At 42.3% G+C, this 14,564-nt stretch carries 14 protein-coding genes; 4 read left to right on the top strand and 10 right to left on the bottom strand.

The annotated features are described in order from the left end of the window. Nucleotides 1-78 precede the first annotated feature (78 nt). The 8 genes from M9194_RS07280 to M9194_RS07245 form a co-directional block, all read right to left on the bottom strand. A complete protein-coding gene (locus tag M9194_RS07280) occupies nucleotides 79-1,065 on the bottom strand; it encodes a type VI secretion system baseplate subunit TssG (RefSeq protein ID WP_250611964.1) in 987 nt (328 codons plus the stop codon). Further along, nucleotides 1,047-2,828, bottom strand: coding sequence for a type VI secretion system baseplate subunit TssF (tssF, locus tag M9194_RS07275; protein ID WP_250611963.1), 1,782 nt, complete (start codon nucleotides 2,826-2,828; stop codon nucleotides 1,047-1,049). Before tssF ends, M9194_RS07280 begins: the two co-directional genes overlap by 19 nt. Then, the gene (locus tag M9194_RS07270) at nucleotides 2,821-3,249 is read right to left on the bottom strand and encodes a GPW/gp25 family protein (protein ID WP_250611962.1); all 429 of its coding nucleotides are present in this window, start codon (nucleotides 3,247-3,249) and stop codon (nucleotides 2,821-2,823) included. Before M9194_RS07270 ends, tssF begins: the two co-directional genes overlap by 8 nt. After that, complete coding sequence (locus M9194_RS07265; protein WP_250611961.1) at nucleotides 3,246-4,604, bottom strand: type VI secretion system contractile sheath domain-containing protein; 1,359 nt, start codon at nucleotides 4,602-4,604, stop codon at nucleotides 3,246-3,248. The genes M9194_RS07270 and M9194_RS07265 overlap by 4 nt, the downstream gene beginning before the upstream one ends. Before the next feature lie 46 nt (nucleotides 4,605-4,650). Next, nucleotides 4,651-6,132, bottom strand: coding sequence for a type VI secretion system contractile sheath large subunit (tssC, locus tag M9194_RS07260; protein ID WP_250611960.1), 1,482 nt, complete (start codon nucleotides 6,130-6,132; stop codon nucleotides 4,651-4,653). Continuing rightward, nucleotides 6,132-6,641 (bottom strand): type VI secretion system contractile sheath small subunit, encoded by a 510-nt coding sequence (gene tssB / locus M9194_RS07255; RefSeq protein ID WP_250611959.1) that lies wholly within the window; start codon nucleotides 6,639-6,641, stop codon nucleotides 6,132-6,134. The genes tssC and tssB overlap by 1 nt, the downstream gene beginning before the upstream one ends. Nucleotides 6,642-6,728: 87 nt before the next feature. Then, a complete protein-coding gene (locus tag M9194_RS07250) occupies nucleotides 6,729-7,247 on the bottom strand; it encodes an Hcp family type VI secretion system effector (RefSeq protein WP_250611958.1) in 519 nt (172 codons plus the stop codon). Between the two features lie 40 nt (nucleotides 7,248-7,287). Beyond that, nucleotides 7,288-8,745: a type VI secretion system protein TssA gene (locus tag M9194_RS07245; protein ID WP_250611957.1), complete on the bottom strand. Its 1,458-nt coding sequence runs from the start codon at nucleotides 8,743-8,745 to the stop codon at nucleotides 7,288-7,290. 611 nt (nucleotides 8,746-9,356) lie between these two features. Here M9194_RS07245 and M9194_RS07240 point away from each other — a divergent pair. From M9194_RS07240 to M9194_RS07230, 3 genes are read left to right on the top strand one after another with little or no spacing between them, the layout of a single operon-like run. Next, nucleotides 9,357-11,348 (top strand): type VI secretion system Vgr family protein, encoded by a 1,992-nt coding sequence (locus M9194_RS07240; protein WP_250611956.1) that lies wholly within the window; start codon nucleotides 9,357-9,359, stop codon nucleotides 11,346-11,348. Further along, on the top strand, nucleotides 11,348-11,911 hold the full coding sequence (locus M9194_RS07235; RefSeq protein WP_250611955.1) for a DUF6931 family protein: 564 nt from the start codon (nucleotides 11,348-11,350) through the stop codon (nucleotides 11,909-11,911). Before M9194_RS07240 ends, M9194_RS07235 begins: the two co-directional genes overlap by 1 nt. 8 nt (nucleotides 11,912-11,919) lie before the next feature. Beyond that, nucleotides 11,920-12,216 (top strand): PAAR domain-containing protein, encoded by a 297-nt coding sequence (locus tag M9194_RS07230; RefSeq protein WP_250611954.1) that lies wholly within the window; start codon nucleotides 11,920-11,922, stop codon nucleotides 12,214-12,216. A gap of 34 nt (nucleotides 12,217-12,250) precedes the next feature. Here M9194_RS07230 and M9194_RS07225 read toward each other — a convergent pair whose 3' ends face one another. Continuing rightward, entirely contained in the window at nucleotides 12,251-12,853 is a 603-nt protein-coding gene (locus M9194_RS07225; RefSeq protein ID WP_250611953.1) for a hypothetical protein, read from the bottom strand. Nucleotides 12,854-13,184: 331 nt separating this feature from the next. On the opposite strand from M9194_RS07225, the gene M9194_RS07220 reads away from it, so the two are divergent. Next, a complete protein-coding gene (locus M9194_RS07220) occupies nucleotides 13,185-13,850 on the top strand; it encodes a hypothetical protein (protein WP_250611952.1) in 666 nt (221 codons plus the stop codon). Between the two features lie 155 nt (nucleotides 13,851-14,005). Here M9194_RS07220 and M9194_RS07215 read toward each other — a convergent pair whose 3' ends face one another. Next, nucleotides 14,006-14,245 (bottom strand): hypothetical protein, encoded by a 240-nt coding sequence (locus tag M9194_RS07215; protein ID WP_250611951.1) that lies wholly within the window; start codon nucleotides 14,243-14,245, stop codon nucleotides 14,006-14,008. Nucleotides 14,246-14,564: the final 319 nt, after the last annotated feature.

The raw sequence follows: 14,564 nt of genomic DNA, 5'->3' as shown, positions 1-14,564 counted from the left end.
GTAGTTTCATCAGTATTGTCAGGTACGGAACTATGTTTAATAGTGCAACGTTGGTCATTGGCAGCATTAATCATGGAATTATTCATATCGAGACAAGGGGACTTCGACACTATCTGAGAAGGTCGTTCGCCGCCCCATCCAAGCCGTTTGTCCAAGCATTGACGCGGGGCCAGGAGAACTAGACAATGTCACATGTGGCAGATATCGCTTATGAACTTCCATATAGAGCGCATATTTCACACCCACACCCATGTAGCTACGCACAACCTGGTTGATAGCGGAGATATAATTTGGATCACTGCCTATTGACAGATACTGCTGAAAATCCTTTGGACAGATTTTTATTTTCAGTTTTTGTCCGAGCATTGGGGTCGTTTTACCTACAAGCGCATCAATCCCCAATTGGTGATTTTTTCCATTCTTACCAATCTGGGTTAACGAACAGGCAGTCAAGGGCTGATATTCAACCTCACTCCCTTCTATAAGGAAATCTAGCTTGAAATAGTCTTCTAATATGGCTTTTAACGCATGAGAAGAGGTCGACTTCATTGCCAACAGTCCACAATACTGAATCAAATGTTGACCCGGAAGAGAGCTCTCTTCTGTATCTAACCCAGCTAAACAAGCAAGCATCTGGGTGAGACCTAGATGTGGCTGATTCCAACGGAAGGATTCTTCTTCCAGTTGAGACGTCAATTCATGTTTCTGCACCGCCTGACAATAAAGACGAAAGTAACGATTATTAAAAGAATCAAAGAAATCAATCGCTGCCGAATCACCGAGATCAAATTTGGCGTGTAACGCCTCCTTAAACATCGATCGAGGCAGAGTTCCCTTATTCCCTAATAGTGCGGGTAAGGGCGTTTTTAAGAGATAGCTTTCTCCATTCTCCACACTAACTTGGGTTACCTCGCTCTGATAATGAGCAGGGAGTAGCTCAGACGTAAAGCGAACACTTGGTCTTTTTCCTCTCAATTGCGCTTGGTGCTTGAAAGCTTGAAACGCTTTCTCCAAACACACACTGAGTCCTTGGTGGTTAACTCGGTTTACAATAGATGCTTGCATCCAGACCTCCTTGGGAAAGAAAGAAACGCATCCAATTGCCCTTCCAAGCAAACATCCATCTGTATAAAACTATTAAACCCAACGAAGTTGGCGAAGAACCTGTCTAGGAAGTGGCTAAACAGTACAAGTCCACCATCGACTTTAGTAGGGTTCAGTATCACAGTGATTTTTGTTCCGTGCGTGAAGCAGCTCTTACCCGAAATACGTATCGGTGCGACCACTTTTTCCTGCTCAATCTTTTGCAGTGACTCAATATAGGCCTGATTTTGTGCATTTTTATTGTGGTTATAAAGATTCAACATCTTCTTTAACGCGGCCGCTGGATTTTCCGCACCCAAAATCGTGTGATAATTGAAGTGCAAATGGCAAAGAAGTGCCCAAACATTTTTACTGGTATCTCGATGTCTTACTGGTAAAGAAGGTCGACGCAATAACTGCATTTCAGCCGGAATAGTTAGAGGATCTCGGCATGTCACATCACTAGTCACAGGAAACTGGCTGGCCCTAGTTCCATCTGTCGATGTCGCATTTATTAACCAAATATGAGGCTCACTATTCTCGCTGATATGTTCAAGGTTTGCGACTTTCAAGCTACTGTCTAAGGCCCCGCTGTCATGAAGCGTCTGTTTCAGCTGCCAACGTAAGCCAGAACCTGTGCTATTAAACGTTTCAGCAAAGAGTCTTGGTACGGATACCGGGTCACCAAAGGTAATATCCCACACTTCATCGATGGAAAATAACTCCATCTCTTTGCCTTGAAGGTTCTCAAGGTGGAGCCGGTAGTGGCTTTGTAGAAAGTCTACTTCGACTTGTGTTGACCCCTGACTACACAAATTCACTATCGGAGATGAAAACAACGTAAAATGTTGGGCGCTAACTCGGTGAGCCAACTCAACATCCATATCTTCAACAAATATTTGCAACTGCAAATAAGGCTCTTGTATTTGAGAAATGATATTGTGCAAATCAATAACAAAACCGTTGAAGCGCTCTGGGTATTGAAAAAACTCCGTCAGAAGCTTAAAACCATCGAAGCTCGCAGCATGATACGGCAAAACCGTCTCCGCTCCTTCAAAGCCAATAGGTTGAATGGCGTCTTTGCCTAATTCAAAGCGTTGTCCATTGGCAACAGCGCATACCTGTACAGTACGCTGAGAAATAAGGTCATACAAACGCAACGCAAAATGCGAATCACCTTTAATCTGCAATCGTAAGCAGTCCATAGTTAGTGTGGAGAGCTCAATACCACCATCCGTCGTCTCAATTGTCATTGCAAACATTGCATTGGCATTTTCAGCCTGCGAGGGCTTGGCTTTTTCAAATGGAGCAAACTTGACACTGACATCCGTTGTACGGATAGGGTAAAGATCGATCGTCTCAGTAGTGCGGAAGACCACACTTTCACCGTATTCGTTAATAACATCGAATTCAGTGCCCGACGGAATACGGTGCGTCGTAGTGGCACCAGGGTTCACCGTAAACTCCAGTAAACTATACGAAGGCAACGGCCTCAGATAATGTGGATACAGTAGATTGACCAAGCTCTCAGCCAATTCAGGATACGAAGCATCTAATCGCTGTTGTAATCGACCATTTAACAGAGCCACACTTTCGATCAAACGAGCTATCTGAGGATCATCCACTGTATCTTTTCTGATCCCTAAGGCCTCTGCAGCACCTGGATGTAATTGAGAAAAGCGCACCGCTTCGTCACGAATAAAGCGCAGTTCCTGTTCATAGTAAGAAAGTAGCAAGTTAGACAAAGTTTGCTCTCCTTACATCGAGTTTGTTACTGGTTAAGTCAAGATATGAATCAAGCACGATGACATCATCGCCCAACTGCGAATACACAAACGCAGATAGTCGAAAATACAATCGATTATTAGAGATTTTATCGTCTAACATCTCTATTTCGACTTGATGTAGGCGAGGTTCATAATGTCTAATCAACTCATCTATTTCGCTTGCGATAGTGTTAGCGTTAGCTTTGCTCTGCCGAGCTCCGCTATGCAAGCCTATATCGACGATCGTTCCTAGTTGGTGAATATTCACTGCTCCACTTTGGCACCTCTCCCATAGGGGTGCTCGAGCAGAGAGCAAACTACAAACATTGTCGACAATGGCATCATAGACACCGTCAATATCATTACTCCAAGTTTGGGTAAGTTTCGCCATTAAGCTCATTCTCTTTTCTCCAACTCCGAAGCAGGTAAAACAGTGGTCAGTACCACTTGAGCATCCACAATTTCATATTGATATTGAGGTTGAAGCATAATTTCACAAAGATAATGGGTTCGGTCCCTATCTGATGTCGTTATACGGATCTGGCATGCTTTCAAGGGATAACGCGCCATAATAGAGTCCTCTCCGTAGTCCACGTCACTGACATAATGCTGTAGCCAACGCTCGAGGCTACGTTTACATTCATCCGCACTGTCGTAACGACCAATCTGATCTCGAATTTGAGCTTTAATATAGTGGCCGAACCGACATGCCATCAGGTTGGTCTGCAACATCCCTAACTGACGAGATGATTCTTCCGTTTTCCACACCGACTGATTGCTAAAAAAACCCTTATGATCGCTGAGATAAAGACTGGTTAGCGGCACAAAACCTTGTTCAGCCCAAAACCCATCATCTTCACTAAATAGGTCTACTTTGGCACAGACTGACTCTGATTGGCGAACGATTGCCCCGTGACCATCGTGTTTATCGTAAGCTCGTAGAAACCCAAACCAGCTAATGCGTTCAAACTCTCGGATAATATTACTGATCAATAAATAAGCACTATTTCCCCATAACGCATTGCAATGGTTTTGCTGTTCTTTGAACTCGAAGCCAGCCACATATTGATGGTAGGGTTGACGTAGCAGGTGCTCTGGTAAAACCAGATGTAAAAACCGGGCTGACGATTTTTGACGAAGAAGTTGCCATGATTGAAAATCATCGCTGTCGAGAATCCGTTCAATCCGAGAATTATCATGCAGTTGCCGACGCTGAACATCACCAAAAAAACACTCATCGACTCCCAAAACCATAGGGCAAAGTGCTACTTCACCCAACTCAGACAGCAGCTGAAGGGTATATAGATCGTCATAGCTCTCATTTTCTCGATAGTCAGAAGCAATGTTATGATCGATCAAAACTACACCAAACGGCGTGCCTCCAGCGGTATCCAATTCTTCGCAATATAATTTCTTGTACAGTGCACTTTGCTTGATTTCGTAATGGTGATTGAGATCTTTCGCCACCTCATTCCAATTCGAGTCCAGTAACTTCACTTTAATTCTGCGATGAGAGAACGGTAGCTCAGCCAGAGACTTCAACCCTTTCCAAGAGGCTTCCAGTGCTTTGAAGTGATGGTGTTGAACAACATAGGACAATTGCTTACTAATAGCGGTATCTAGGCAAGCCAGTATTCTCGCCAACTTTGCTTTAAACTGGGGCGTCGAAGATTCTTTTGCGTATTCTATTAACGCCTGCCAAGGCAAACTTGTTAGAAGAGTCGAGTAATAGTTTCTAGGCTGTTTGTTTATCATAACGGCTCAGTTGAAAGCATTCGGGGGAAAGTTCCCCCGAATCTCGTTAACTTGGAATACTGGCAACCATGCGAAGCGAGGTGGTCAACTCTTCCATTTGTAACCAAGGCCGGAGGTAGGCAACGGCTGAATATGCACCAGGTCTTCCTACTTGCTCTTCCACGCTCACCTTAGCTTCTACAAGTGGATATTGAGCTTTAGACTCGTTGCCAATCGCGTAAGGATTCACATATTGATGTACCCAAGCGCTAAGCTCTTTTTCGACATCACTTGGGGAAAGGTTGGAGCCCACTCGCTCTCGCCCTATGACCTTCAGATACTGAGCGATTCTACTACTGGCCATCGTATAAGGTAATCGAGCAGATATCGCTGCATTCGCTGTCGCCTCAGCATCCGTATATGACTTAGGCTTATGCGTACTCTGAGCTCCCATAAAGACAGCAAAATTCGTATTTTTGTAGTGAACCAAAGGCAAAAACCCAAGATCACTTAGCTCTTTCTCTCGCTCATCAGTTAAGTTCACTTCTGTAGGGCATTGCTGAATCAATTCTTCAGCAGCTGAGTGGTAAGTAAAGTTAGGTAAGTTCTCAACTTTACCACCATTATCCGATCCTCGAATCGCGGTACACCAACCAAACTGAGTATAGGCTTGAGTCAGAAGTAAGCCGAAGTCGTAAGCTGCGTTACTCCAGACAAAGTTTTTGTCTGATTCGACTTGGTGCTGCCCCTTTTCACCCATGCTCAATTCTTCAAAATGGAATGACTTAACGGACACAGTGGCATTTCCGTATGGCAGACGAGCCATAGTTTTAGGAAGGGTAAGCGCCACATATCGAGAGTCATCGCTCTCACGAAATGCATTCCAACTTGCATATGTGGGGGAATCAAATCCTGCTGCGACAGGTTTACCATCAGCAAAAGAAGAAAAGGAAGCGAAGTCAAACATATCAGCGCTAGCAGCAGCGATAAAAGGTGCATGCGAAGCTGACGCCACTTCTCCTAAGTAACGAAGTAGAGCAGTGTCCTCTTCACCATATCCAAACTCATAGTCACCAATAAGTGCACCATAAGGCTCCCCACCAGCAGTGCCAAACTCTTCCTGATACACGGTGGTAAATAGTCGGCTACGATCGATAGCTGGCGCAATTTCAAACTGCTCCAACAACTCTTGCTTGGTATAGTTAGACAGTTTGATCTTTAAGTTTGGTCCAAGTTCGCTGTTCTTAACCAATTTATGTAAGCCCAGCCAAGTACCTTCTATTTTTTGAAATTCACTATCTTGCATCACCTGCGATAATTGCTCAGAGATTTTGCTATCCAGGGCCGAGATGGCTTTGTCTATGGTGAATGTCAGGCTTTTATCCCAAGAAACCGTCCCTTCAAGGGCTTGAGATGTTAGCATGCCCAGAAGTTCTTTGGTGGAATCTACGGGTGTTTGTGTCGTTGCTTTGATGACACGGTCAAGAAAGCTCACCGAACCTTCAGCTTCACTCGCCGCTTGAGATACAAACTGCTCTTCTGGGGACATTATTCTGTACCCTCTTTATTCAAGCCCAACTCTTCAGCCAACCCATGGATAGCGTCTGTGCTTTGTAGTAATTCCTTCAACACACGCTCTAGATCCCGCGACCGATCGGCCTTACTTAGTAATTCTTTAAGTTGATTGCGGACCTGAACCAGCTTTTTCAGTGGTTCAATTTGCTCGACTAGATTCTCAGGATGAAAGTCTTTCATAGACTTGAAGCTTAACTCTACGTTAAACTCGCTACCATCGTTAGCCAACGTATTGTCTACTTTGTAGGAAAGCCTTGGGTTAATTTGGCCCATTACACTGTCAAAGTTATCTTTATCAATGCCAGTGAATTCTCTCTCTTCAAGATCAACCTTTTCAGATTCCGGTTTATGTCCTGAAAAATCACCGATAACACCGACAACAAACGGCAGCTCTTTAGTTTCGACTGCACCGTTAGTTTCAACATCATAGGTAATACTGACGCGGTTTTTGCTAACCCGCTTATGCTGTGAGTTCAATACCATATCGATAGCCTACTTTAAGTAATGGTTTGCTTAAGAGAACCCCGGGACTAGGCGGAGTCTCTTTAAATAATCGAGGTCGAGTGAGTATTAGCTCGCACCTGACAGCATCTTGCCCTGGGGAAGGTTATAGGTGACCAAACCTCCTTCAGTAACTGTACCTCCGTCATCTTCTGGGTTGTGCTTTTGAGAAATTTCGACATACGAAAGAGAAACGGTTTCAAATGGTTGTGACCCATCACTGCCAGACACGTTGTAAGATACTAGCCTAGACTTCTCAAGCTTAACCTGAAAGTAAACCTTTGCACCTGAGCCATCTGACTCTGGTTTGGTGAACGCTATTTCTACCGTTTTACCTTCTCCACCTGGGTTAAACAAAAAAGACAATAATCCTTCGGAAGCTCCATCAACTTCTTTTATGATGTTAACCTCACTCGCCGCAACCATACCCGAATCCCTATTGTTTCCATTACCGATGTCCATTGAGACATTTCTTAAACCGCCCCATGAATAGGACTGGATAGCAAACCAACCCGCTCCATCTAAACCTTCCACTGTTGCACCACCGTTAACCTCAACGGTATCGATACGCATGTATATACTTGCCATAATTTTTTTCCTTCTAGTCTAGGTATATCTGAAATTTTTCTTACCAATTTAAAGCCGTAGAGGCCACTTGTTCTTGTTGCTTACTCGGTTTTGGCTTTCTGTCACCACTCGATAACAACCACTGGTCCTGATCATTAACTGATTCTGTGAGATTGTTCTTCTTAGCCATGTGCTCTGAGGTAAGCGAATGCTCTGCTTCGCCTTCTTGTTCTAGTATTTTCTTTGCTGGTGATCGTACTGTTCCATCAACGACTCCTTTTCCAGAGCTTGACTTAGGCAAATTTGGCAGCTCAATTCGATCTAATTGGTTCAAACCTGCGGTGTTAAACACTTTGCTGATTAAGTCACTACCCTGCTCTGTCATCATTTCTTGAAGCAATTCTGGTAATGGCATGTATCCCCAACGAATGGCCTTCTCTAACAAAAAAGACACCGGACTGTGTGGTTCGCTCTCTCGAAAGTAATCGGAAATATCACGAAGTAGGTGAAAAACCTGGTCACGGTTGATACTGTTTGATCCCGCTTCCTGGGGAAAGAGGTTCCCACCTTGGTCTAGGTGTGCACTTTTTTGGATACTGCCTGTCCCACGAATACTCCCAGAACACACAGATACAGATTGTTCTTTGTCGTTGCCCTTATTTTCTGACTCTAGGTCTTGAGGTGCTGGCCGCTCACTCGATTTTGGATCCGCAATATCAGTTAACTGTACGAATGCGTCACCCAATTCCGAAAACAACCCTATAACAAAGGCAAAATTTACGTTGGCAATCGAAAAATGATTTGCTTGTTTTGTGACTTGCCGTTCCAGTCGCTCTAACTGAGCGACACAACGCGCGGTATTTGAGGCTTTCTTTTGAATTGCTTCACGCTCACAAGCTACACTAACACTGGCCTTTACTTTAGCTTTCAAAATATCGAGTTCACCCCTTTTCAATGCACTCTGAAAATCAAAAAATGACACATTATCAATCAGTTTGAAGTGCATTAGAGGTGCGTATAGAAGGGAACTTGATTTATTCTCTCCAATCAATTGAAAAAAAGCGAAGATCTTAGCTCGGGCTTGCTCTGCTTCCCTAGCCTCTAGCGTATCCGCTTTTAGCTTGCTTTCAGGAAGAACCGGATTCAAAAACTTCCATTGCTGCTCAACCAGGTTTGACAACCACTCAATGCTATTGGCAGTACTCTCCAAAGATGGGTCCAATACCAGCTGAGCTGCGATAAACCAAGTAATGAGTTCAATATCTCGTGTTGTTGAATGAAATTGTTTATATAAATTAGAAGCTAGAGACAACCAGCATTGATGACACTCACGTTCAAGTCTTTCCTTATCAACATCGCTAGGGTTTTGACTTAACTTTCGTTGCGCCGTCTGAGCCATGTTAAATTCATTTCTTAGTGGGCGAAATGCACTTGTATCCAACTTAAGATAAGTTCCACATGGGAATTTATCACTAATAGGTTTGGATAGTATTGATATCTGGTCAAAAGAGAAGGTCATATATACCCTTTATTCTTAATTTTCTAAATTATTAAAAAATTCAAATTAAAACCCACATCAAGTAACGGATATAAATTATCCATTAAAGTAAAGTAGCCATTAGAAATATAAAGTCTTAACTAAACTCCTATAAGGAAACTGGATTATATCGGCATCCCCGAGGCAATAAAGAGTCATATAGGTCATGAACAGTGGTCATTTATGACAACCTTAACCAACAAAATGTGACAGACATCAATAAATTACAACCATAACATATTGATAGTAGTCAATATTAATAGAAATGCCACTACTAATCCTTAGTGTATTCTTTGAAAAGAGAGATAATATAAAAAGTATAAAAATGTATTTAAAATGTTAATAATACGAAAGAGAAAACATTATAATACCTATTCCATATGGTTGGTAACAATTATCATTCCCGACAAAGCTAGAGAAGGTAGTTTATTTTAAATTACCACTTGAATTCATAATCAATTAACAATAACCTTAAATTAACAATCCAAGAACAATAAACTACAGCTCCTATTATTAAACTGTGTCACTATCGACTAATTTAATAAAGTAGGAACAAGAAGTGAAAAACATATATTTGTGGAATGAAGAATAGTATGACCGACAGTGAATTGCTATATCAACCTCGTCCTTTAATAGTAACCTTTGCCGATAACAATAGTTACACGGTTTCATTACTCCAGGGAAAAGAGGGGTTGTCAGAGTATGTAAACTTAACGCTTTCGATAGCAGCCAACACTGAGGTGAACAAAAGTAACCTAGGTAAGCCAATTAGCATACTATTCAATCAATATGAAGAAAGTAGAATATTTTGCGGTCTGTGCACTCAAATATCACTGACGGGTTTCAGTCAAGACAAACAACTCTACTACTACCAAATCAAAGCATCTGACCCTCTCTCGTTGTTGAGTTTGCGAAGAAGCCGTCAAATTTTCCAGAACATGTCAACAACACAGATCCTTGATTCCTTACTCAATGACTCCGGCTTTAAAAACTACTTTACTTATGCCGTGTCCGGTAATGGAAAAAACCACAATTACTGTGTTCAGCTAGATGAGAGTGATCGAACATTTATCCGACGTTTACTTGCTAGCGAAGGGTGGCACTATCACATACAGCAATCGTCCGGGAAACCCATAGTGGTCATCGCTGACTCCAATCAAAGGTTTGACAGTATTGACAATGCCACTGTTAGCTATCAAAAAAATAGCCAAACCACTTTCAGGACCATTAGCAATTGGCGCAGCAACACCTGTATCGGTACTTCTCGAGTCTTGTTAGCAGATCACACTCTAGATATTGCCGACACTTTTGACAGTAGCGAGATCAAAAGTGCTTCAAATTATTCCCCTCAGAATTTAGGGCAAGAATTTTTTGGTCTGGGGCAAGAGAACAAGAGTGAGATACTAAACGCAGCCAGTTTTCAAATGCAGGCAATGGATGTTGATACCAACACCTCAGAGGCAGACTCAAACATAGCGGCACTGAGCTCTGGACTAAAGTTCTCCCTCACTCAACACCCACTTTCTGAACTGAACCAAGAATATATTGTGACGCAAATAACTCACCATATCAACTGTGAGGAACGTGGTACAACGCCGACATATCGCAATGAATTCACTTGCATTCCGGCTCGAACAACCTATAGGCCACCACTGATTGATAAACCTAAAATACACAGTCTCCATACGGCATCAGTAACAGGTCCTAGCGACAATGAAATATATACCGACAGCGCTGGACGGATAAAAGTCCTATTCCATTGGGACCGAAATGGGACACCAGATGAAAACAGCTCATGCTGGTTGCCCGTGTCTCAACTGCTTGCTAGCAAAGGATTTGGGACTCAGTTTATTCCTCGTGTAGGTGATGAAGTACTTGTTCAATACATCGATGGAAACCCGGATCGCCCCGTAGTCACCGGCTCAGTATACAATAGCCAAAATACGCCACCCTATAGCATGGCCTCTCAAATCGGACTAAAAACTCGAACTACTCCCAATGGCAATAGCGCCCAGGGAAATGAATTTGTTTTGAATGATGAAAAAGACAGAGAACAAATATTTTTCCACGCAGAGCGAGATTTAGTTTTTGATGTCAACAATGACTACACTGCAACCATTAAGGGAGCGAAGTCCACACAAGTAGAAAAAAATGTTGCACTGACAGTCAAAGAGGGCATTAACGCCTGCACCGAGCAAGAGCTCACAATGAGCAGTAAAGAAAACTTCTCCTGTGATAGTGAAAAAGATCTAACGTTTAGTGCAAGCTCGAACATGTCACTGTCGGCTCATTCATCTGTGACTGTCGATGGGAGTAGCATCTCTATAACGGGTAAAAACAACATCGAGCTAAAAGTGGAATCAAGTAAGATTTCAATCAGCGCCAGTGGTATTGAACTCGATGCGCCAAAAATAACGATTAATGGGAAAGCCAGTGCTGAAATGAAAGCTGCAACCGTAAGCATAGAAGGCCAAGGAACTGCTGAGCTCAAATCGGCATCTGTCACCGTCAATGCTAGCGCGATGGCTCAAATCAAAGCTGGGGCTATGGTAAAAATACAAGGGGCAATCGCCGAAATAAACTAATGACGCTACGTAAAATACCTTATCAGCAAGCTAGTCAGATCCTAGATCTATATTCTGCGAATGCTTCTTTCAGTCAATTGTGTGAGGAAAACATCGCGCCTTTAGCCTTAATTGAACATGGAATCAAAAAGGCCATGTTCTCTGATGTAGTCATATTTCTTGCTCACGCCATTCCCGTTCGTGAATCTGTTTGGTGGGCTGCATGTTGCGCAGCTACACGCAATGATTGGAATGAAGACGAAGCAAATGCGGTGCGCGCTGCCAAAGCTTGGGTACACACACCCGATGAAACCAGTCGCCGTTATGCGGAGCGTATGGCCTCGATTGCCGGGCTAGAGTCAGGCGCAGGTTGGGCTGCTCAAGCTGCCTTTTGGAGTGGTGGCAGTATGACTAAACCGGAGGATCCTCTCACCCCACCTCCCCCACATCTTTACGCTCAGGCAGCCGCAGGCTGCATTACGCTCACCGCCGTATTGCCAGATGGCTCCGAGGCGGAAAAGCGATATCAAGGCTTTCTAGAAATAGGCCTAAACATCGCCCACGGTGGAAACGGACAAGATTAGGAGGCAGCATGCTCCCAGCAGCAAGAACCAGTGATATGCACGTTTGCCCAATGCAAACCCCGGCAATCCCACCGATACCTCATGTTGGGGGGCCGTTGTTACCGTTACCTTCTACGGTTCTAATCGGAGGGCTTCCCGCTGCAACATTAGGGCAGATGTGTATGTGTGTAGGTCCACCCGATACCATAGCGAAAGGCAGCACAACGGTACTTATCAACAGTAAACCTGCAGCTAGGATGAGCGATACAACTGCCCACGGTGGCACTATTGTTATGGGCCTACCTACTGTATTGATAGGTGGTTAGAGAACCCACTGTGTATTCAGTGCTCTGATGCCAATTACATTATTTCGAGTTTACAGTTTAATATTTTAATCTTCCGCCAGTTACTCATTAAATTGGCTGGCGAAGAATATAATTCATATGTCGCTGCTAGGGCCCATGGTGTACCAGTGTGTACTGGTGAAGAATAGGAAAACCCGCCAAGTACCCAAGAGCTTCTTGTTACGCAATCGCCTGACTTAGGTAAGCTATACCCTGTATTCACTCTGTGCGAGTAGGTTAAACTCTTATCACCAACCAATAAATTTGCACGATTTCGCACCTGGGCAATCTCTTTATCCGTTGCAGGGTGAAAATAGACGGTGACATCATTGATCTTGCTAGGTTTTAGCATTCCTGTATTAAGTTGATCCGTGCAACGCCAAGCGCCGTTACAAAACTGATCCCAAACTGTCATTTTATAATTTTCATAAACGAATGGTGATACATGTCCGCCTCCAATAGTTCGTTTCCAATTAACGGGATTTGTTAGAGTTTTTCCTGACTGAATCATTACCCCAACACAGTTAGTATGACGTTGTTCTAAGGCCTTTATCATGGCTTCGACTACAAAGTAAAAATCCATTTCTGTTGCACTAGCGGCTATTGTTATATTCGGCATAATTAATCATTAAGTGTTTATATAAAAGACAACCATTTATTAAAATTAATAAATGATCAAGACTTATATTTAGCCTAACCTATTAAAAAAATAACTTCCACATTAATTAATGCTTCAAAGAAAAACAACAGAACCGAAATTAGTATGTGTTAAAGTTAAAAATTAAAACACTGTAAAAAATAGAGTCATATTTAATGAAATAATGATCATATTAAATCAAAAAAACATTATATTAAAAAATATGCAAACATGATAATGTCTATTAAATACAGTAACTTGGAATTTTTTGTTTATTTCCATCAAGTATTTCCTTTCAAATCATGGAGAAATCATGCCTGTTTTTTCATTCAAAAACATTTTCAGAAAGGCCCACAAGAACTATGAAGAACTTAGCCGTAACTTTAAAGAAGGCGATATAATTTATGGCTTATCTATGGATAGAACAGTCGGACTAATGTCTTTAAATCAAGTGCATTTCCCTTCACATATAAATGGAAAGGAAAATATTTTAGTTCAAAATACTCTAACCAATGCCGTATTTGGCACATCGGTTACCCCCGGAAAATATAGAACTAACCTAGAAATTCAGAAAGATCTACATGATGGCAGAAGAGGTGTACTGTTTAAAAATTACACTGTTACTTATCCACCGTTGCAAAAGTCAGATTATCTGTCCTTAAACGGCTACGATAGAGCTAATAAACTCTGGAAGAGAACAAGTAAAGCAGGCTTGTTATATCAAATATTTCAGCGGAATAAACAGGTTCATTTTTGTGTTGATAACACTCTATCAGCCCTTGAAAAAGTGGCTAAAAAAGAAGGTATCGAAGGGACATGCGTTACAGCTTCAGAGATACGATTGCTGTATAGGTACAGAGGAAATGCCAAAGTTAGGCGACTATTGAAGATTTATGTTAAAGATCGAGAAATACCAATAGATCAATTTTTCAACCATCCAAGTTGGGCTTACTATTCACCCAAGGAAACTTATAGTTAGGTGCTGAGGAAACCCTAAAAATTGACCAATACTTCAGCATTCTGAGCCGTCTCATTCACAACGACGACATAGGTGAAAGTCTATGTCAGTCCGGAGCTTTAGGGATTGACACTACCCGTCATAAAACCTATAGCTAGTGCTCTGTTTTCGACACATTACTCAGTAAAAAAGAACGATTGAAAGCCGTTAAGAAACACATGGCAGGCATCACCTTGGCCTTGAAACAGGACGGCGGCTGTGTCATTACTGCGTAGCTCCTTTTTCACCTTTTCTATTCTGTACTCGGCTTCCGTGGTGATTAACGACAGGCGCTCTTTTTTAATCCCATGTAATTGTTCATTGATACATTGAATTTGAGCGGAAAGAATGGGTAGGTACTTATCAGGTGATTTCATTGGCCAACACGCGAATTATTATAGTTTATATTTGAATATTAATACTTGAACGATCGATTTCAACTGACGCATTTCTCTTTTTACATAAATTCCATAAAATTCGCACACTTTTACCTTCTAATAATATTCGTGTCCGTTATTTCATCAAAATCAGTATTGATTACGCTTGCATGCACAGTCACTTTAAGGGGCGAGTTTCACCGCGATAGACAAAGCTGAACGGGTATAGCAGTACTTGGGAAAGACTGCTGATTCATGTAAAGTGTTCATTATAAATCTGAGGCTTATGCCCAAGTCACTTCAACATAATTAGAACGAA

Source organism: Vibrio sinus, assembly GCF_023634645.1.
Taxonomy (GTDB): Bacteria; Pseudomonadota; Gammaproteobacteria; order Enterobacterales; family Vibrionaceae; genus Vibrio; species Vibrio sinus.
The sequence above is the reverse complement of the archived record's forward strand: the minus strand, read 5'-3'. Positions and strand labels throughout refer to the sequence as shown.

Coding starts and splice junctions, on each gene's coding strand:
- M9194_RS07270 (WP_250611962.1), bottom strand. CDS start 3,249: ATGAGCTTAATGGCGAAACTTACCCAAACTTGGAGTAATGATATTGAC.
- M9194_RS07230 (WP_250611954.1), top strand. CDS start 11,920: ATGCTCCCAGCAGCAAGAACCAGTGATATGCACGTTTGCCCAATGCAA.
- tssC (WP_250611960.1), bottom strand. CDS start 6,132: ATGTCCCCAGAAGAGCAGTTTGTATCTCAAGCGGCGAGTGAAGCTGAA.
- M9194_RS07215 (WP_250611951.1), bottom strand. CDS start 14,245: ATGAAATCACCTGATAAGTACCTACCCATTCTTTCCGCTCAAATTCAA.
- M9194_RS07235 (WP_250611955.1), top strand. CDS start 11,348: ATGACGCTACGTAAAATACCTTATCAGCAAGCTAGTCAGATCCTAGAT.
- M9194_RS07245 (WP_250611957.1), bottom strand. CDS start 8,745: ATGACCTTCTCTTTTGACCAGATATCAATACTATCCAAACCTATTAGT.
- M9194_RS07250 (WP_250611958.1), bottom strand. CDS start 7,247: ATGGCAAGTATATACATGCGTATCGATACCGTTGAGGTTAACGGTGGT.
- M9194_RS07240 (WP_250611956.1), top strand. CDS start 9,357: ATGACCGACAGTGAATTGCTATATCAACCTCGTCCTTTAATAGTAACC.
- tssB (WP_250611959.1), bottom strand. CDS start 6,641: ATGGTATTGAACTCACAGCATAAGCGGGTTAGCAAAAACCGCGTCAGT.
- M9194_RS07280 (WP_250611964.1), bottom strand. CDS start 1,065: ATGCAAGCATCTATTGTAAACCGAGTTAACCACCAAGGACTCAGTGTG.
- M9194_RS07220 (WP_250611952.1), top strand. CDS start 13,185: ATGCCTGTTTTTTCATTCAAAAACATTTTCAGAAAGGCCCACAAGAAC.
- M9194_RS07225 (WP_250611953.1), bottom strand. CDS start 12,853: ATGCCGAATATAACAATAGCCGCTAGTGCAACAGAAATGGATTTTTAC.
- M9194_RS07265 (WP_250611961.1), bottom strand. CDS start 4,604: ATGATAAACAAACAGCCTAGAAACTATTACTCGACTCTTCTAACAAGT.